Genomic DNA, 18,783 nt, shown 5'->3' on the forward strand with positions numbered 1-18,783 from the left:
GGGTAAATTATGACAATCAAACGCAAGAAGGTTTCAGTCATCGGTGCAGGATTTACAGGAGCAACAACGGCATTCTTATTAGCACAAAAAGAACTTGCAGATGTTGTATTAGTGGACATTCCACAACTGGAAAATCCAACAAAAGGGAAAGCGTTAGATATGTTAGAAGCGAGCCCAGTACAAGGTTTTGATGCTAACATTATTGGAACATCTGATTACGCAGATACTGCTGATTCTGACGTTGTCGTTATTACAGCAGGTATTGCACGTAAGCCTGGTATGAGCCGTGATGACTTAGTAGCAACAAACTCTAAAATTATGAAAAGTATTACGCGCGACATTGCAAAACATTCACCAAATGCAATTATTGTTGTGTTAACAAATCCAGTTGATGCAATGACATATTCTGTATTTAAAGAAGCAGGATTCCCGAAAGAGCGTGTTATCGGTCAATCGGGTGTATTAGATACAGCTCGTTTCCGTACATTCATCGCACAAGAATTAAATCTTTCTGTAAAAGATATTACAGGATTTGTTCTTGGTGGACACGGTGACGACATGGTACCTCTTGTGCGTTATTCTTATGCAGGCGGTATTCCGTTAGAAACGTTAATTCCGAAAGAGCGTTTAGAAGCAATCGTAGAACGTACACGTAAAGGTGGCGGTGAGATTGTAGGCTTATTAGGAAACGGTAGTGCATATTACGCACCAGCAGCTTCTTTAGTTGAAATGACAGAAGCAATCTTAAAAGATCAACGCCGTGTATTACCGGCTATTGCGTACCTTGAAGGTGAGTATGGTTATAGTGACCTTTACTTAGGGGTACCAGTAATTCTAGGTGGTAACGGAATTGAAAAAATTATTGAATTAGAACTTCTTGCAGATGAAAAAGAAGCGTTAGATCGCTCTGTAGAATCTGTACGTAACGTAATGAAAGTTCTTGTTTAATAATTGAATAGTAGTGAAAAAGATTCGGGATTCCGAATCTTTTTCTACTATTTACCGAATTGTTTTTTTGAAATAATATGAAAACGCTATCATTTGTAATATCCTATAATGAAACTTTAGATTTATACGATACATTGCCCTCATCATAGTAAATTTCGGATAAGGTATCGCTTTTAGTAGGATAATAAGGTGAAAAAATCGGAGGGGGTTGTAACATGTTAAAGAAAAAAGTTCAAATTGGTCGTAAAATGGATGAAATTACAGTAGGAGAGAAATTATCTATCACTGAAAAAATTGAGGATAAAGATTTGTTATTGTACTTAGGGTTAACGAATGATGCCAATCCATTATATATTCAGCATGATTACGCATCCCAAACTCCGTATGAAAAGCCGATTGTACCAAGCATTATGCTAACGGGAATGATTACAACGGCGGTTACGAAATATTTACCGGGTCCAGGAAGTCATATTACGAGAAAGGACCTTACATTCGTGAAACATGTTCACCATTATGAAACGTTACAAATCCACTTTGAAGTTGTGGCTGTTTCTGAGGAGGAACATACAATTGATATGCTTGTATCTGCTCATGATGAAAAAGGAGAAACTGTTGTAAAGGGTTCATTAACAGTAACGCCACCTTATAAATCTGTTTCCATTATGGAAAAAGCATTAGATAACTTTTAAAAGATGAAACTAAAAATAGCGCTAGCATACCTTTAATAAGGATGCTAGCGCCATTTTTAGTTGAAAAACCCTTCTTTGAACCCTTCAGCAAATTCTGAGCAACCCGTTTTAATCGTATCCCAGCTAGGAGCGTTAAAAGCAAGGATACATGTGACTGCTAAAGATAGAATGGATAGTATTAGTCGCATAATAGACCTCCAAATATTATTAATTTATATATTAAGATTAATAATATTATTATCGGTAATTGAAGTCAATTAAAGGAGTGGTTTTTTAGGTGAGGTGGAAAAGAGAAGAGTGATCTTTGAAACGGTAAGAGAAGCTGAAGTGTGGGCAGGCGGGTTTGTGAATGAAATGTACGAGAGAGTATTTGATGGATATGAAACACCAGATTATAAAATAGCGTATGCTTTATCTTTTCTTTTAGCGCAAAATTGAGAACTCAATATTCATACGGAAGTAGAATTTAATAACGATATGGAAGTATATAAAGTATGGATAACAAAACATAATTGAGGCGAACGTAATTGTTTTTAGGAATAACAATAGCACAATCCGAATCCATGAATAGACAATTATATTGAGAGGGACCTTGTTTTCTAGTATGATGAGAATAACGGGGAAAATACTAGGATGAAGAAGGTTTCAAGTCTATAACTTGGAGGAAAAGAATGAACAATCGTATTTTAGTAGTTGATGATGAGGAATTTATCTTAACTTTAATCGAATTTAATTTACAACAAGCTGGGTTTGAAGTTATAACAGCGATGGATGGAGAAATGGCGCTTCAAAAAGCGACAACAGAACGCCCAGATTTAATTATATTAGATTTAATGCTTCCGAAAATGGATGGTATGGAAGTGTGTAAAGAATTACGATTGCAGCGCGTTATGACGCCGATTTTAATGTTAACGGCAAAAGATGATGAGTTTGATAAGGTGCTAGGCCTTGAACTTGGGGCAGATGATTATATGACAAAGCCATTTAGTCCAAGAGAAGTTGTTGCTCGTGTGAAGGCAATTTTGCGCCGCACGAAATTACAACAAGAAGAACAAGTTGCAGAAGCGCCAGACGAAGATAGCATCACAATTGCAGAACTTAAAATTTTACCGGAGTTTTATGAGGCTTATTTCCAAGGAAGAAAGCTTGAATTAACACCAAAAGAATTTGAACTACTTGTGTATCTTGCGAAAAATAAAAGTCGCGTGTTGACACGTGATCAATTATTAAGTGCTGTATGGAATTATGATTTTGCTGGTGATACACGAATTGTTGATGTTCATATTAGCCATTTGCGCGATAAAATTGAACAAAATACGAAAAAACCGACGTACATTAAAACGATACGTGGTTTAGGATATAAATTAGAGGAGCCAAAAGGGAATGAATAAATTTCGTTCCAGGCTTCTTTTTACATTTGTTTCTCTTATTGTATTTATTTTAGTTGGACTAGGTTTATTACTAGAAACTGTGTTTGAAAACTACTATATAGATCATGCTAAAGAGAGAATGGTAAAAGAGACGGAGTATGTTGCGACGTTAGCAGAAGAGCAAGGTTTTAATAATGTCTTAAAAAATCCATACGTATTTGAAAAGTTAGAAGAAAAAATACCAGTTTCTATCGTATTTTTGGATGAAAAAAAGAAAGTTCAATATAGAAAAGGACAAGAATTGGCATTTAGTCCAGAGACGATTAAAGAACTTTCTTCGGAAGTGGCAAAACAACGAAGTAAAGTAATTACGAAAGAAACGGATCGAAAGAATGAATTTTATCATGCGGTGTTCGTTCAAGATGTAGAAGGAAAACAAGGATACATTTTGGTGAAAAGTATAATTGATCCTTTAAGAGACGTACATCAAAAAACGTGGGGATTATTAATTATCGGATTTGTCATTGCTTGTCTCGTAGTTGTATTTTTAGGTATGAAAATTACAGGGCAATATATTAGGCCAATTGAATCGGTTACGAAAGTTGCAATTGAATTGGCAAAGGGTAATTATAAAGCACGTGCATACGAAAGTCATTCGGATGAAACAGGAATGCTGAGTAAAGCGATTAATATTTTAGCACGAAATTTACAAGAGATGACACTTGAACAAGAAATGCAGCAAGATCGTCTGCACACGTTAATTGAAAATATGGGAAGTGGAATGATTTTAATTGATAGCCGAGGATATATAAACCTTGTAAACCGCTCTTATAAGGAAACTTTCCACGTAACAGATGAAGAATATTTAGATCGCTTATATTATGAATCGTTTCATCATACAGAAATTATTGAGCTTGTAGAAGAAATCTTTATGACAGAAGTGAAAGTGCGTAAACAAATGTTATTGCCACTTGGAATTGAACGGAAGCATTTCGAAGTATATGGAGCGCCGATTATCGGGACAAACCATGAATGGAAAGGGATTGTTCTCGTATTCCATGACATAACAGAGTTAAAGAAATTAGAACAAATGAGAAAAGACTTTTTAGCGAATGTTTCTCATGAATTAAAGACACCGATTACTTCTATTAAAGGTTTTTCAGAAACACTCTTAGACGGAGCGATGGATAATAAAAAATTCTGCGAACATTTCTTGCACATTATTTTAAAAGAAAGTGAGCGCATGCAAGGATTAATTGAAGATTTATTAGATTTGTCGAAGATCGAACAACAAGGATTTAAATTAAATATGGGAACCGTTGACATGAAGGGGCTGCTTGAAGATATTCATATGGTGCTTGATAATAAAGCAGGAGAAAAAGAGATCTCTTTACAAGTAAATGTATTAAAACGTGCCTCTGTTATTGGAGATCCAAGTCGTTTGAAACAAATCTTTATTAATTTAATTAATAACGCAATCGTATATACACCGGCTGGAGGCGTTGTTTCAGTAGAGTTAGCGGAAGATAAATATAATGCTTATATAAAAGTATCGGATACTGGAATTGGTATTAGTAAAGAGGAAATTCCGCGTATTTTTGAACGTTTCTACCGGGTGGATAAAGCAAGAAGTAGAAATACTGGTGGTACCGGCCTTGGATTGTCGATCGTAAAGCATTTAGTTGAGGCGCATCAAGGTACGATTACAGTAGATAGTGAAGTTGGAGAAGGGACAACGTTTACAGTTGTTTTACCGAAATCAGCAACTGAAAAATAGGATGAAGGATGTTTACAATATATTAACAATGGCTTAATTAAATATTAATAAAGCTCTGTTAATATAATACATGAAAACCCCTTCATCCAAGGAGTAATTTTGGACGAGAATAGTTAAGCTGTTCTCGTCACTTCCCTTTATGCCAATATAAGTCTGCTTTATATATGAAAGAAAATAGCCGTTATTTTTCTTCTCTCTATTAGTCATGTTAATATAGAGAGAGGAAAGGAACGGTTTTTTTCTGTGAAAAAAATCATTTCAAATTTGTATGGGGAGGTTTTAATTTTGGAAAAAAAGGTCGTATTAGTAGATGGTAATAATATCGCGTATCGTGCTTTCTTTGCACTACCGCTTTTAAATAACGACAAAGGTATACATACGAACGCAATTTACGGTTTTACAATGATGTTAATGAGAATATTAGAGGAAGAAAAGCCGACTCATATGTTAGTGGCGTTTGATGCAGGCAAAACAACGTTCCGTCATAAAACGTATAGTGAGTATAAAGGAGGGCGTCAAAAGACTCCACCTGAATTATCAGAGCAATTCCCATTTATTCGTGAGATGCTGGATGCGTTCAATGTACCGCGTTATGAATTAGAAAATTATGAAGCGGATGACATCATGGGAACGTTAGCGAAAGAAGCGAGTGAGCAAGGGGCAAGTGTAAAAGTTATTTCAGGAGATAAAGATTTACTTCAACTTGTTTCTGATAACACGCTTGTATGTATTCCGCGAAAAGGGATTACAGAAGTGGATGAATATACGAAAGAAGCTTTATTTGAAAAATACAGCTTATCACCAAAGCAAATTATCGATATGAAAGGTTTAATGGGAGACCAGTCAGATAATATACCGGGTGTACCAGGAGTTGGTGAAAAAACGGCAATTAAATTGTTAACACAGTTTGGAACGGTTGAAGCGGTGTATGAAAATATAGATCAAGTAAGTGGGAAGAAATTAAAAGAAAAACTGGAAGAAAATAAAGAACAAGCTCTTATGAGTAAGGATCTTGCAACTATTATTACAGATGCGCCGATTACAGTTCATGTGGATGATATGGCGTATAAAGGATATGAAGCAAGTGATGTCATTCCAATGTTCGAGAGTTTAGGATTTACATCTCTTTTAAATAAATTAGGCGTTACGCCAGAAGAAACTGCTCCAGCTGAATTAGATGATATTACATTTGATATTGTGGAAGAAGTTACAGAAGAAATGCTTCAGCAAGATAGTGCGCTTATCGTTGAAGTACAAGAAGATAACTATCATAAAGCAGACATTCAAGGTTTCGGTATTCAAAATGAAAATGGATGTTACTTTATTCAGACAGACATTGCTCTTAAGTCAGATGCTTTTAAAGAGTGGCTTGCAGATGGAGAAATGAGAAAGCATACATTTGATGCGAAGCGTGCAATCGTTGCACTGAAATGGAATGGGATAGATATGCAAGGGATTGACTTTGATTTATTAATCGCTGCTTATTTACTTGATCCAGCTGATACGGATAAAGACTTCCGTACTGTAGCGAAAATGAAAGAAACGCATGCTGTGAAATCTGATGAAGAAGTTTACGGAAAAGGTGCGAAGCGTGCTGTTCCAAAGTTAGAGGTAGTAGCGGAGCATGTGGCTCGTAAAGTTCATGTATTATATGATGTAAAGCAAACATTCGTTGAAGAGTTAAAGAAGAATGAGCAATATGAACTGTTTACAGAGTTAGAATTGCCGCTTGCACGTGTATTAGCTGATATGGAAGTAAAGGGTGTAAAAGTTGATACAGAGCGTCTTCGTAATATGGGAGAAGAACTTGCGGGTAGATTAAAGGAAATGGAACAGGAAATTTATAAGCTTGCGGGAACAGAATTTAATATTAATTCACCGAAGCAGCTTGGTGTTATTCTGTTTGAGAACTTAAACTTGCCGGTTATTAAAAAGACGAAAACAGGTTATTCTACGTCAGCTGATGTACTAGATAAGCTTATGAATCACCATGAAATTATTCCAAATATTTTACATTATCGTCAATTAGGGAAACTAAATTCAACTTACATTGAAGGTTTACTGAAAGTTGTACATGAAGATTCATCTAAAATTCATACTCGCTTTAATCAAGTGTTAACGCAAACAGGTCGATTAAGTTCAACGGATCCGAACTTGCAAAATATCCCGATTCGATTAGAAGAAGGAAGAAAGATTCGTCAGGCATTTGTTCCGTCAGAAGAAGGATGGATTATGTATGCGGCTGATTATTCACAAATCGAACTGCGTGTATTAGCTCATATTGCAAATGATAAAGGGCTAGTTGAAGCATTCCAACATGATATGGATATTCATACGAAAACAGCTATGGATGTATTTGGCGTTGAAAAAGATGAAGTAACTTCAAATATGAGACGACAAGCGAAAGCTGTTAACTTCGGAATTGTATATGGTATTAGTGATTATGGTCTTTCACAAAACTTAGGAATTACAAGAAAAGCAGCAGCGGAATTTATTGAAAAGTATTTAGAAAGTTTCCCTGGTGTACAAGAATACATGGAGGACATCGTAAAAGATGCGAAACAAAAAGGATATGTGGCTACATTATTAAATCGTCGCCGTTATATTCCAGAAATTACGAGTCGTAATTTCAATTTACGTAGCTTCGCTGAGCGTACAGCGATGAATACACCAATTCAAGGTACTGCCGCAGATATTATTAAAAAAGCGATGATTATTATGGCGGATCGTTTAGAAGAAGAAGGATTACAAGCACGTCTTCTTCTGCAAGTACACGATGAATTGATATTTGAAGCACCAAAAGAAGAAATTGAAAAATTAGAGAAGCTTGTACCTGAAGTAATGGAGCATGCAATTGAACTCGCAGTTCCGCTGAAAGTTGATTATTCTTACGGTCCAACTTGGTACGACGCAAAATAAGGAAGTGATGAAATGCCTGAATTACCAGAGGTTGAAAATGTCAGACGGACACTTGAAAATCTTGTAACAGGAAAAACGATTGAAGATGTTATTGTTACTTATCCAAAAATAGTGAAACGACCGGATGATGCAGAAATTTTTAAAGAAATGCTAAAAGGCGAGAAGATTGAAAATATAAAGCGAAGAGGTAAGTTTTTGCTTCTATATGTAACAAATTATGTTATTGTTTCACATTTGCGTATGGAAGGTAAGTTTTTACTACATCAAGAGGATGAGCCGATTGATAAACATACGCATGTCCGTTTCTTATTTACAGATGGAACGGAATTACATTATAAAGATGTGAGAAAATTTGGTACGATGCATCTCTTTAAGAAAGGTGAAGAAATGAACCAAATGCCTCTTGCTGACTTAGGTCCGGAGCCATTTGATGCGGAATTGACAACGCAGTATTTACAAGAAAGATTGCAAAAGACGAATCGTAAAATAAAAGTTGTGCTATTGGACCAGCGTCTTTTAGTAGGGCTTGGAAATATATATGTAGATGAAGTTTTATTCCGTTCTCAAATTCATCCTGAACGAGAAGCGTCGTCTTTAACAGTAGAAGAAATTGAGCGAATTTATGAGGCTACCGTTACAACGCTAAGCGAAGCGGTGAAGCGTGGCGGAAGTACAATTCGAACGTATATCAACTCACAAGGGCAAATTGGTTCGTTCCAAGAACTCCTAAATGTATACGGAAAAAAGGGAGAACCATGTGTAACTTGCGGTACGATATTAGAAAAAACAGTTGTTGGCGGACGAGGAACGCATTACTGCCCAATTTGTCAGCCTAGAATATAGAAAAGAGATAACATCGGATAGGCATTTGTCATATACATACAGCAGAGCTATGTATAAGGGAGGAGCTTACCGATGTACCTTTATTTATCTCTTATTTTATTAGCTTTTACATTAAGCTTGGATAGCTGTAGTGTAGGGCTAACATATGGTTTAAGAAGCGTAAGAATTCCACTAAGATCAATTATAATTATCGGAATGTGTTCAGCGGCTGTTATGCTTGTTTCAATGGGAATTGGACATATGATCGCGAAAGTATTTTCACCTGTTATCGCAACGCGTATCGGTGGGCTTGTTCTTATTGGAATAGGGATTTGGGTATTATATCAATTTTTTCGAAGTGAGAAAAAAGAAGAACCGAAGCAAGAGGAGAAGGTCTGGAAATTAGAGATTGCCTCGCTAGGGCTAGTGATTCAAATTTTAAGGAAACCGACTGTAGCAGATTTTGATAAATCAGGCACCATTTCTGCAGGAGAAGCATTGCTTCTTGGTATCGCTCTTTCTGTAGACTCATTTGGTGCCGGAATTGGTGCATCTTTATTAGGGTATGCACCCGCTATGATGGCGATATTAGTTGCAATTATGAGTTCTTTGTTTTTATTTATTGGAATGAAACTTGGAACGGTTTTATCGAATATGAAGTGGTTACAAAAATTTACATTCCTGCCTGGAGTATTACTCATTATTATTGGAATTTGGAAAATGTAAGTATGGGCGTGGAACATTAGTTTCGCGCCTTTTATTATGAGGAGGATTATGATGACAGTAGTAATTGGATTAACAGGAGGCATTGCAAGCGGAAAAAGTACAGTATCTCAAATGTTTCGTGAACTGAGTATACCAGTAATTGATGCAGATATTATTGCACGAGAAGTTGTAGAGCGAGGAAAACCAGCATATAACAAAATAGTAGAAGTATTTGGAACGGAAGTGTTACAAGAAGATGGAGAACTAGATCGTCCAAAACTAGGAAGTGTCGTTTTCTATAATGAAGAAAAACGATTGCAGTTAAATAAAATTGTTCATCCTGCAGTACGTGAGGAAATGAATAGGCAAAAGGAAATGTACATAAAAGAAGGTATGCAAGCAGTTGTGTTAGATATTCCTCTCTTATTTGAAAGCAAATTAACAAGTCTCGTTGACCGCATTTTAGTTGTAGCGGTTAAGCCGCATACGCAATTAGAACGTTTAATGAAACGAAATAACTTTTCAGAAGAAGAAGCAACAGCTCGTATTCAATCTCAAATGCCGTTAGAAGAAAAAGTGAAAAATGCAGATGAAGTGATAAATAATGATGGCACAATTATGGGAACGAAAACACAATTGCAGGTAATTTTAAGGAAGTGGAACATTATTGACTAAAAAATTGTGAAATTAATGAAAATGCTTAGTGACATATCTCCTTTTTGTGTTATACTATTATTGGGATTGGAGATAAATAGTATAACGCATTCAAGGGGGATAACATATTATGACTCGTGTGGCAATTAATGGATTTGGACGTATTGGGAGAATGGTATTTCGTCAAGCAATAAAAGAAAGCGCATTCGAAATTGTAGCAATCAATGCAAGCTATCCATCTGAAACGTTAGCACACTTAATTAAATATGATACAGTTCATGGCAAGTTTGACGGAACAGTAGAAGCATTTGAAGATCACTTATTAGTTGATGGAAAAATGATTCGCCTTTTAAACAACCGCGATCCAAAGGAATTGCCTTGGACAGATTTAGGTGTTGAAGTTGTAATTGAAGCAACTGGTAAATTTAATTCAAAAGAAAAAGCAATTCTTCACGTTGAAGCTGGAGCGAAAAAAGTTATTTTAACAGCGCCTGGTAAAAATGAAGATGTAACAATTGTAGTTGGTGTGAACGAAGACCAATTAGATATTACAAAACATACTGTTATTTCAAATGCATCTTGTACAACAAACTGTTTAGCGCCTGTTGTGAAGGTGTTAGATGAGCAGTTTGGAATTGAAAACGGTTTAATGACGACAGTTCACGCTTATACAAATGACCAAAAAAATATTGATAACCCACATAAAGATTTAAGAAGAGCACGTGCTTGCGGACAATCAATCATTCCGACAACGACAGGTGCTGCGAAAGCGCTAGCAAAAGTTCTTCCACATTTAAACGGAAAACTTCATGGTATGGCACTTCGTGTACCAACACCAAACGTGTCTCTTGTTGACTTAGTAGTAGATGTAAAACGTGATGTGTCAGTTGAAGCTATTAACGATGCATTCAAAACTGTTGCAAACGGTGCGCTTAAAGGTATTGTAGAATTCAGCGAAGAGCCTTTAGTATCTATCGACTTTAATACAAATACACACTCAGCTATTATCGATGGTTTATCTACAATGGTAATGGGTGATCGTAAAGTGAAAGTACTTGCTTGGTATGATAACGAGTGGGGCTACTCTCGTCGTGTTGTAGATCTTGTAACGTTAGTTGTTGAAGAATTAGCGAAACAAGAAAATGTACAACATATTTAAGTGAATAAGGGGAGGGCAAGTGAATATTTGCCCTCTTTTTTTATTTTTTTCTAAAAAGGTAAAAATTATAGGAGTATATTTTCGAAAGTGGACATACCACGAAACGTTGTGATTACTGTATTTGTGAATCATTTATTTTTTTTAGGGAAAAGTAAAGAGGAAAATATGACAGAAAATCGAAAAAACTGTTGTTGCAAAATGAAAATAAACAAAGTATACTAACACTCGTAAACTTAAGAGCTGAGGTACGTAGTCACTACTTAAAGGGTTAGGACCTCTCTGGACTAACTTTCCCCCGTGGTAGTGGAGCAAGCCAAATTGCAAATTAGTTTTCAATTCGAACAGTTAGAATAAATTTACAAGGGGGAACTGTAGAATGGATACTATGGATACGATGGGTCGTCACGTGATTGCTGAACTTTGGGATTGCGATTTCGACAAACTGAATGACATGCCGTATATTGAACAATTATTTGTGGATGCAGCACTAAAAGCTGGTGCTGAAGTGCGTGAGGTTGCTTTCCATAAATTTGCACCACAAGGTGTAAGTGGAGTAGTAATTATCTCGGAATCACATTTAACAATTCATAGCTTTCCGGAGCACGGTTACGCAAGTATTGATGTTTATACTTGTGGGGATCGTATTGATCCAAATGTTGCTGCAGAATATATTGCAGAAGGTTTAAACGCGAAAACGCGTGAGAGCATCGAGCTTCCTCGAGGCACTGGTAGCTTCGAAATTAAGCAGAGAGAAACAAAAGCTCTTTAAAAAAGAACATAATTGATTTAAAATGTAAAGAGGTGTATAATGCACCTCTTTTTTAGTTTATAAAAAAGGAAAAATATAACGTACTCGTTAGTTGAATAAATTGGATTCTTGCAAATGAGGTAGTGCTCTATATACCATCTTATTTTTAAGGATGAGATGATAAAGTGATGCGCTGAAACTTAAAGTGGTAAGAGAGTTAGAATGAGTTATATAATATTGTATATATATTTTAGGTGAAGTGAGTAGAGAAAAATAAAGAGTATAGTGTAAAGGAGTGAATGTATTGCGTTGTCCATCCTGTTCTCATAATGGTACAAGAGTGTTAGATTCGCGTCCGGTAGACGAGGGGCGCTCTATTCGAAGAAGGAGAGAGTGTGAAAGCTGCTTAAGTCGCTTTACGACCTTTGAAAGGGTAGAAGAGTCACCTCTTATCGTTGTAAAAAAAGAAGGCACACGAGAAGAGTTTAATAAAGAAAAGATTCTACGTGGTTTAATTAAAGCGTGTGAAAAAAGACCAGTATCTTTAAGACAATTAGAAGAAGTAACACAAAGCGTGGAACGTGAACTGCGTAATTTAGGTATATCAGAAGTGAAAAGTGATATGATTGGTGAAATTGTCATGGAAGAACTTCGCGATATTGATGATGTTGCTTACGTACGTTTTGCTTCTGTATATCGTCAATTTAAAGATTTAAATGTATTTATTGAAGAATTAAAAGATATACTGCAAAAAGAAAGAGAGTAGAAGTTGTATTTTATTCTCTTTACATACCGTAAGTAATAGGATAAGAGAGCTAGAAGCGCAAGCTAATAGCTCTTTTTCACTAAGAATTTATATAATAAAGATAGAACGAATGAAGTAGAGGATAGATTGGATGAGAGAAAGGAAAAGCAAGAATGGAAAAACAGTCATGGATGGAGCTATTGCCGATTGATCGTTATAAAGTAAGTGCGAAAGGGCTACTGCACAATTACGACCGAAAAGTGTTAACGATGTTGTATCAGCCGTTAATAGGTAGTAGAGCTTTTAGCTTATACATGACGCTATGGGGAGAGCTAGAGCAAGATCGTGTATTTGGAAAAGAGAATACGCATCATTCCCTTATGGTGACTATGCAAATGCAACTTCCTGAAATATATGAGGAACGAGTAAAGTTAGAGGCAATTGGGCTATTGAAGGTATATATTAAGAAAGAAAAAGATATTCGAATGTTCATATATGAGTTGCAACCACCTTTATCTCCGAAGCAGTTTTTTGATGATATTGTTTTAAGTATCTTTTTATACAATCGATTGAGCCGGACAAAATATAATCAAGTAAAGCAATATTTCTTAGAAGAAGAATTTGATTTTGCTTCTTATGAAAATGTTACGCGTTCTTTCAATGATGTGTTTGGTTCGTTTAATCCAGGACAGCTGGAGCATGCGCAAGAAGACCTTCGTATTCCAAAAACGACAACTATGCCAAGTAACGAGAAGGGAGACGCTCCGAAAGTTTGGAATGATTTCTTTGATTTCTCTTTATTTGTAGATGGATTGTCCGCTCTTGTTCCTAAAAAGGCGATTACAGATCAAGTGAGAGACTGCGTTATAACACTTGCTTACGTGTATGGTGTAGATGTGTTATCGATGCAAAATATCGTTCTTGGTGCAGTGACAGAGATGCAAACAATTGATACGGAAAGGCTTAGAAAAGGAGCGCGCGATTGGTATCAATTTGAAAATGGTCAAGCATTACCGGTATTAAGTGAAAGAGTACAGCCTCATGCTGCACGTACGATGAAAGAGAAAGAGCCTTCATCGCAAGAGGAGATGTTAATAAAGCAGCTAGAGGAAATCTCGCCAAAACAACTATTGAAAGAGATTTCTGGTGGTGCAGAGGCAACGAAAGCGGACTTGCAGATCGTTGAAGATGTCATGATTAATCAAAAATTGACACCAGGAGTTGTGAATGTACTTATTTATTACGTTATGCTACGCTCAGATATGAAACTTGCGAAAACGTATGTCGAGAAGATTGCTGGGCATTGGGCACGTAAAAAGGTCGGTACAGTAGCGGACGCGATGGCGTTAGCGAAAGAAGAGAACCGTCAATATCAAGAGTGGGCTGAGACGAAGAAAAAAGGCCGTACGGCGAAGAAAACGGTGCGGAAAGAAATGGTGCCAGATTGGCTTAAGGAAGAAGAGCCGAAAGAACAAGAGAAAGAAACAGAGAAGAAAGATATAAATGTAGAAAAAGATGCAAGTACGCTAGAAGATGAAAGAAAACGACTAGAAGAAGTGTTAAAAAAATATAAGCGTGATTAATAGAAGAGAATGAACGCTCTTTGAGGTGAGAAAATGGAGCATATTCAAAATTCATTTGCAAAATTAATGGAAAATGAAAACTTTAAAAATAGATATGAAGTACTAAAGGCAGAAGTAATGGCGCATCCGCGTGTGAAAGAATTTATAGACGAACATAAGGGTGAAGTAACGACTTCTATGATTGAGCGCAGTCTTGTGAAGTTATATGAATATATTGGACAAAGTGTAGGTTGCGTGGATTGTCCGGATTTAGGTTCATGTAAAAATATGCTACAAGGTTATGAGCCAAAGCTTGTTATTCAAGGGAAGATGATTGATATTCAATACGATCGCTGCGTTAGAAAAGTAGCGCATGACGAGAGAAAGAAATATGAAAAACTCGTTCAAAGTGTATATATGCCAACGGATATTTTGCAGGCAACTATGGAAAACTTAGACCCTTCTGATTTAAATGCACGTATCGATGCAATTGGTGCAGCGAATGAATTTTTAAGTACATATGAACCAGGTAAAAAAGCACAAGGTTTATATTTGTACGGTAAATTTGGTGTAGGAAAAACGTACCTTTTAGGAGCAATAGCGAACGAGCTTGCTCGAAAGAAAATAAGTTCGATGCTCGTATACTTCCCGGAATTTTTACGTGAAATTAAAAGTTCAATTCAAGATAATTCGATTGGTGAAAAGATTGATGCGGTTAAACGCGTACAAGTTTTAATGTTAGACGATATCGGGGCAGAAGCAATGTCAAGCTTTGTGCGTGACGATGTGCTTGGTGCAATCTTGCAATTCCGTATGTTAGAAAACTTACCGACGTTCTTTACGTCTAATTTTGATTTTAAACAACTGGAACACCATTTAACGTATACGCAGCGTGGTGAGGCTGAAGAAATGAAGGCAGCACGTATTATGGAGCGAATTAAATATTTAGCGAAACCAATTCCAATTGGTGGGAAAAACCGTCGTCATAAGTAAAAGAGCAAGCTGAGAAGCTTGCTCTTTTGTATTATAGTGATATTTTCTTTTCAAATATGAGGTCGAAATATTCAGGTTGTCCAGAACTGCCAATCGTAGGGGCAACAATCTGTACGAACCTCCAGCCATCTCTAGCATGTTCTTGAATAATTTCTTGGTAGTCTTCAGCTGGTTTTGAGCGAGTGAACCCCCAATGTAATTCGACTTTTACAAATTTATATTCAAACATTCAGATACCCCCTTTTATTGATAAGTAAAGTATACAATAAAAATTCATAGTAGCTTGTATCATTTTTTTCTCCCTCCCTTAATATATATAAAATTAGCAAGCCATATTGAGTGGATTTTCTAACGATAGGAAATGTGATTCTACTAAGAGTGAAATTCACGCGGGACGGACTCTTATAGGATTTGTAACGTATAGATACAGTCCTTTAGAGCGGGGATAAAAGGGGGGACAAAAGTGATTGAAATTTGCTTTGAAGAAAAAAATGATGCTATGCACGTATATAGACAATTGCTGAAAAGAGCGGAAGTGTTATATAAGGAAACGAGTGTGTATTTACAGGAACAAAAAGTGGTGATTCACATACCAGTACGTGAATCGAATTATATTGAAAAAATCTTATTGCCAGTAATGGTGTATTTCATTGTGAATGTGAAACAAAATGAGTGGATTTATACGATTTTAAAAGAAAAGTTTTTTTATGAAGAACAAGAAGAGTGTCATCAAATATTGCACATGGCACATGAGATTTTAAAGGGAAGAAGAAAAGGTGTAGCTCAGGATTTAACGCGTAACGCATTTGAGTCATATATTAAGTCTTCTTTAAATAATTGGCTTTGTGATCCGCTCTCATTCTCGTTTTCATCATATATCCGTTTTCGTCTTCGTACATATAGGGAAATGGTGGCTAAACTTGCGGAAGTGGCAATTGATGAATATAAGATGGAGCAAGAATACCAAATGTTCATTGAGACGCTTCGGCAACAAGTAAGTAGCCGTAAATCACGTTTGTCTTGCGTGCATCTTATTTTTGATGAAAGCTTTATCTTTTATGATGATAAAGGTAGACGTTTAAAACAGGAGAAGTTGGTCCAATATATAGATGAGGAATTATTAAAGCAAAATGATGTATATATTGATACGAAAGTAATTGCGCCGCTTCTTTCTATTTCGCCTAAAAAGATTTATTTATATACGAAAGAACAAGACCATAATATGATTATTACTTTGCGAAATGTGTTCCAAGAACGGGTCCAATTACATGGATTACATGATTTTGAGCGCAATGTGAAAAATTTAAAAAATAAAGGTAACGCCCTTGATTTTCTAAGTTTTTGAGCATATAATTACCTACATAAATGAAATATATTGAAATGTCATGATGAGGACATGAGTAGTTTTCTACGATTTTCAGAGAGGGAAGCCTTAGGGTGTGAGCTTCCTAGTACGGGATTATTACTTACCACCTCTAAACTTTAGCAGTGAACGGTTTTTCTAGTAATTGCTAACGGACAACACCGTTATGTTGAACTTGAGCAATTAACAATTATGTTAATTGGAACAAGGGTGGAACCACGAATTCAACACTCGTCCCTTTTTACGGGATGAGTGTTTTTTATTTTGAGAAAAAGAGGAGTGACCAGTGATGGCAGATGTAGTTAAAATTACTTTCCCTGATGGAGCTGTGAAGGAGTTTCCAAAAGGCGTAACAACTGAAGAAATCGCAGCTTCTATTAGCCCAGGCTTAAAGAAAAAAGCTGTAGCTGGAAAATTAAACGATGAGATGATCGATCTTGTTACACCAATCGAAGAAGATGGTGCAGTTTCTATCATTACATTAGATTCTGAAGATGGCCTATATATTTTACGCCATTCAACAGCCCACCTTTTAGCACAAGCGTTAAAACGTTTATATAAAGATGTTAAGGTTGAGCTTGGCATTGGTCCAGTAATTGAAAATGGCTTCTACTACGATATTGATATGGAAGAAGCAATTACAGTTGAAGACTTCAAGAAAATCGAAAAAGAAATGCAAAAAATCGTGAACGAGAACTTAGAAATCGTTCGTCATGAAGTACCACGTGCAGAAGCAATTCGTCGCTTTGAAGAAATCGGCGATGAGTTAAAATTAGATTTAATTAACGATCTTCCAGAAGATGCAGTTATTTCAATCTATGAGCAAGGCGAATTTTTCGACCTTTGTCGTGGTGTTCACCTTCCATCTACAGGGAAAATTAAAGTGTTTAAATTATTAAGCGTTGCAGGTGCTTACTGGCGCGGCGATAGCAATAATAAAATGCTACAACGTATTTACGGTACTGCATTCGTTAAGAAAGCAGAATTAGATGAGCACTTACGTATGCTTGAAGAAGCGAAAGAGCGCGATCACCGTAAATTAGGTAAAGAATTAAAACTATTTACTAATAGCCAAAAAGTAGGACAAGGTTTACCACTTTGGTTACCAAAAGGTGCAACAATCCGCCGCATTATCGAGCGTTACATCGTTGATAAAGAAGCAAGCTTAGGCTATGATCACGTATATACTCCAGTACTAGGGAGCAGAGAGCTTTATGAAACTTCTGGTCACTGGAACCACTACCGTGATGGCATGTTCCCATCAATGGAAATGGATAACGAAGAATTAGTTCTTCGTCCAATGAACTGTCCTCATCATATGATGGTTTATAAAAATGATATTCACAGCTACCGTGAATTACCAATCCGTATTGCAGAACTTGGAACAATGCACCGTTATGAAATGTCAGGTGCGTTATCTGGATTACAACGTGTACGCGGAATGACTTTAAACGATGCGCACATTTTCGTTCGTCCAGATCAAATTAAAGAAGAGTTAAAACGTGTTGTAAACTTAACTCTAGAAGTGTACAAAGATTTCGGTTTAGAGAACTACTCATTCCGTCTATCTTACCGCGACCCAGCAGATACTAAAAAGTATTATGCGGATGATGAGATGTGGGAAAAAGCACAAGGTATGTTAAAAGAAGCTATGGATGAAATGGGTCTTGATTACTATGAAGCTGAAGGTGAAGCGGCATTCTACGGTCCAAAACTTGATGTTCAAGTTCGTACTGCTCTTGGAAAAGACGAAACACTTTCAACTGTACAATTAGACTTCTTACTTCCAGAACGCTTTGAATTATCATACGTTGGTGAAGACGGTAAACAACATCGTCCAGTTGTAATTCACCGTGGTGTTGTATCAACTATGGAACGTTTTGTAGCCTTCTTAATTGAAGAATACAAAGGTGCATTCCCAACATGGTTAGCTCCAGTTCAAGTACAAGTAATTCCAGTTTCTCCGCAAGTACATTTAGACTATGCGAAAAAAGTACAAGACGAATTGCGTCGTGCTGGTATCCGTGTTGAATTAGACACTCGTGAAGAGAAGATAGGTTACAAAATCCGTGAAGCACAAATGCAAAAAATTCCGTACATGCTTGTAGTAGGTGACAATGAAGTAACTGAAAACGGCGTAAACGTACGTAAATATGGTGAACAAAAATCAGAAACAATCGCATTAGATGCTTTTGTTGACATGATTAAAGTAGAAGGAAAACGATAAGAAAAAGCCGCGGTATACCGCGGCTTTTTTATGTAATATACTCGAGAGAAATTAGAAAAAATAACCATGTGACACTTATCATAAAAAAGTATTGCAAGTATG

17 protein-coding genes, 1 pseudogene and 1 other annotated feature are annotated in these 18,783 nt (G+C 36.4%); of the genes and pseudogenes, 16 read left to right on the forward strand and 2 right to left on the reverse strand.

Features of this window, described 5'->3' with window-relative positions; all coding sequences use genetic code 11:
• The first annotated feature begins 9 nt into the window (after positions 1-9).
• Together mdh and AU379_RS01500 are read left to right on the forward strand one after the other, a co-directional pair.
• Positions 10-948 carry a malate dehydrogenase gene (mdh, locus tag AU379_RS01495; protein ID WP_000153232.1) on the forward strand — a complete coding sequence of 313 codons (939 nt, stop codon included), beginning with the start codon at positions 10-12 and terminating at the stop codon, positions 946-948.
• Positions 949-1,163: 215 nt separating this feature from the next.
• A complete protein-coding gene (locus AU379_RS01500; RefSeq protein WP_000914181.1) occupies positions 1,164-1,637 on the forward strand; it encodes a MaoC/PaaZ C-terminal domain-containing protein in 474 nt (157 codons plus the stop codon).
• Between the two features lie 56 nt (positions 1,638-1,693).
• On the opposite strand, the gene AU379_RS31100 is transcribed toward AU379_RS01500, so the two are convergent.
• The gene (locus AU379_RS31100) at positions 1,694-1,825 is read right to left on the reverse strand and encodes a hypothetical protein (RefSeq protein ID WP_001237022.1); all 132 of its coding nucleotides are present in this window, start codon (positions 1,823-1,825) and stop codon (positions 1,694-1,696) included.
• 89 nt (positions 1,826-1,914) lie between these two features.
• Between AU379_RS31100 and AU379_RS30830 the strand changes: the two are divergent.
• The 12 genes and pseudogenes from AU379_RS30830 to dnaI all read left to right on the forward strand — a co-directional run bounded on the left by AU379_RS30830 (position 1,915) and on the right by dnaI (position 15,091).
• Positions 1,915-2,153 (forward strand): annotated as a pseudogene (locus tag AU379_RS30830) (hypothetical protein).
• 155 nt (positions 2,154-2,308) lie between these two features.
• The gene (gene phoP / locus AU379_RS01505; RefSeq protein WP_001065220.1) at positions 2,309-3,028 is read left to right on the forward strand and encodes a two-component system response regulator PhoP; all 720 of its coding nucleotides are present in this window, start codon (positions 2,309-2,311) and stop codon (positions 3,026-3,028) included.
• Positions 3,021-4,784, forward strand: coding sequence for a sensory box histidine kinase PhoR (phoR, locus tag AU379_RS01510; RefSeq protein WP_001032110.1), 1,764 nt, complete (start codon positions 3,021-3,023; stop codon positions 4,782-4,784). The genes phoP and phoR overlap by 8 nt, the downstream gene beginning before the upstream one ends.
• A 285-nt stretch (positions 4,785-5,069) precedes the next feature.
• The gene (gene polA / locus AU379_RS01515) at positions 5,070-7,703 is read left to right on the forward strand and encodes a DNA polymerase I (protein WP_000412803.1); all 2,634 of its coding nucleotides are present in this window, start codon (positions 5,070-5,072) and stop codon (positions 7,701-7,703) included.
• 12 nt (positions 7,704-7,715) lie between these two features.
• The gene (mutM, locus tag AU379_RS01520) at positions 7,716-8,546 is read left to right on the forward strand and encodes a DNA-formamidopyrimidine glycosylase (protein WP_001114477.1); all 831 of its coding nucleotides are present in this window, start codon (positions 7,716-7,718) and stop codon (positions 8,544-8,546) included.
• A 72-nt stretch (positions 8,547-8,618) separates the two neighbouring features.
• Entirely contained in the window at positions 8,619-9,251 is a 633-nt protein-coding gene (gene ytaF / locus AU379_RS01525; RefSeq protein WP_000281743.1) for a sporulation membrane protein YtaF, read from the forward strand.
• A gap of 51 nt (positions 9,252-9,302) precedes the next feature.
• The gene (coaE, locus tag AU379_RS01530; protein WP_000219316.1) at positions 9,303-9,905 is read left to right on the forward strand and encodes a dephospho-CoA kinase; all 603 of its coding nucleotides are present in this window, start codon (positions 9,303-9,305) and stop codon (positions 9,903-9,905) included.
• Positions 9,906-10,014: 109 nt separating this feature from the next.
• Positions 10,015-11,043: a glyceraldehyde-3-phosphate dehydrogenase gene (locus AU379_RS01535; protein WP_000198968.1), complete on the forward strand. Its 1,029-nt coding sequence runs from the start codon at positions 10,015-10,017 to the stop codon at positions 11,041-11,043.
• 385 nt (positions 11,044-11,428) lie between these two features.
• Positions 11,429-11,812, forward strand: coding sequence for an adenosylmethionine decarboxylase (gene speD, locus AU379_RS01540; RefSeq protein ID WP_098413228.1), 384 nt, complete (start codon positions 11,429-11,431; stop codon positions 11,810-11,812).
• Between the two features lie 283 nt (positions 11,813-12,095).
• Positions 12,096-12,557 (forward strand): transcriptional regulator NrdR, encoded by a 462-nt coding sequence (gene nrdR, locus AU379_RS01545; RefSeq protein ID WP_001203687.1) that lies wholly within the window; start codon positions 12,096-12,098, stop codon positions 12,555-12,557.
• Between the two features lie 152 nt (positions 12,558-12,709).
• On the forward strand, positions 12,710-14,119 hold the full coding sequence (locus AU379_RS01550; RefSeq protein WP_000415028.1) for a DnaD domain protein: 1,410 nt from the start codon (positions 12,710-12,712) through the stop codon (positions 14,117-14,119).
• A gap of 33 nt (positions 14,120-14,152) precedes the next feature.
• Complete coding sequence (gene dnaI / locus AU379_RS01555) at positions 14,153-15,091, forward strand: primosomal protein DnaI (RefSeq protein ID WP_000400104.1); 939 nt, start codon at positions 14,153-14,155, stop codon at positions 15,089-15,091.
• Between the two features lie 31 nt (positions 15,092-15,122).
• Here the strand turns inward: dnaI and AU379_RS01560 are convergent, their stop codons facing one another.
• Positions 15,123-15,320: a DUF4177 domain-containing protein gene (locus AU379_RS01560; protein ID WP_000464457.1), complete on the reverse strand. Its 198-nt coding sequence runs from the start codon at positions 15,318-15,320 to the stop codon at positions 15,123-15,125.
• A gap of 234 nt (positions 15,321-15,554) precedes the next feature.
• Here AU379_RS01560 and ytxC point away from each other — a divergent pair, with 234 nt between their 5' ends.
• Positions 15,555-16,436, forward strand: coding sequence for a putative sporulation protein YtxC (gene ytxC, locus AU379_RS01565; protein WP_000569629.1), 882 nt, complete (start codon positions 15,555-15,557; stop codon positions 16,434-16,436).
• A 31-nt stretch (positions 16,437-16,467) separates the two neighbouring features.
• Positions 16,468-16,696 (forward strand) — a binding site (T-box leader).
• Positions 16,697-16,743: 47 nt separating this feature from the next.
• Positions 16,744-18,681, forward strand: a complete 1,938-nt coding sequence (gene thrS / locus AU379_RS01570; protein WP_000786083.1) for a threonine--tRNA ligase — start codon at positions 16,744-16,746, stop codon at positions 18,679-18,681.
• Positions 18,682-18,783 lie beyond the last annotated feature (102 nt).

Origin of the sequence: Bacillus sp. JH7, from assembly GCF_001563515.1 — a bacterium.
GTDB classification, from domain to species: Bacteria; Bacillota; Bacilli; order Bacillales; family Bacillaceae_G; genus Bacillus_A; species Bacillus_A cereus.

Excerpts from the sequence above, each read along its gene's own strand:
- coaE (WP_000219316.1), top strand. The coding sequence starts at position 9,303 with ATGACAGTAGTAATTGGATTAACAGGAGGCATTGCAAGCGGAAAAAGT.
- phoP (WP_001065220.1), top strand. The coding sequence starts at position 2,309 with ATGAACAATCGTATTTTAGTAGTTGATGATGAGGAATTTATCTTAACT.
- AU379_RS01550 (WP_000415028.1), top strand. The coding sequence starts at position 12,710 with ATGGAAAAACAGTCATGGATGGAGCTATTGCCGATTGATCGTTATAAA.
- mutM (WP_001114477.1), top strand. The coding sequence starts at position 7,716 with ATGCCTGAATTACCAGAGGTTGAAAATGTCAGACGGACACTTGAAAAT.
- AU379_RS01535 (WP_000198968.1), top strand. The coding sequence starts at position 10,015 with ATGACTCGTGTGGCAATTAATGGATTTGGACGTATTGGGAGAATGGTA.
- thrS (WP_000786083.1), top strand. The coding sequence starts at position 16,744 with ATGGCAGATGTAGTTAAAATTACTTTCCCTGATGGAGCTGTGAAGGAG.
- AU379_RS01560 (WP_000464457.1), bottom strand. The coding sequence starts at position 15,320 with ATGTTTGAATATAAATTTGTAAAAGTCGAATTACATTGGGGGTTCACT.
- phoR (WP_001032110.1), top strand. The coding sequence starts at position 3,021 with ATGAATAAATTTCGTTCCAGGCTTCTTTTTACATTTGTTTCTCTTATT.
- dnaI (WP_000400104.1), top strand. The coding sequence starts at position 14,153 with ATGGAGCATATTCAAAATTCATTTGCAAAATTAATGGAAAATGAAAAC.
- speD (WP_098413228.1), top strand. The coding sequence starts at position 11,429 with ATGGATACGATGGGTCGTCACGTGATTGCTGAACTTTGGGATTGCGAT.
- mdh (WP_000153232.1), top strand. The coding sequence starts at position 10 with ATGACAATCAAACGCAAGAAGGTTTCAGTCATCGGTGCAGGATTTACA.
- ytaF (WP_000281743.1), top strand. The coding sequence starts at position 8,619 with ATGTACCTTTATTTATCTCTTATTTTATTAGCTTTTACATTAAGCTTG.
- AU379_RS31100 (WP_001237022.1), bottom strand. The coding sequence starts at position 1,825 with ATGCGACTAATACTATCCATTCTATCTTTAGCAGTCACATGTATCCTT.
- AU379_RS01500 (WP_000914181.1), top strand. The coding sequence starts at position 1,164 with ATGTTAAAGAAAAAAGTTCAAATTGGTCGTAAAATGGATGAAATTACA.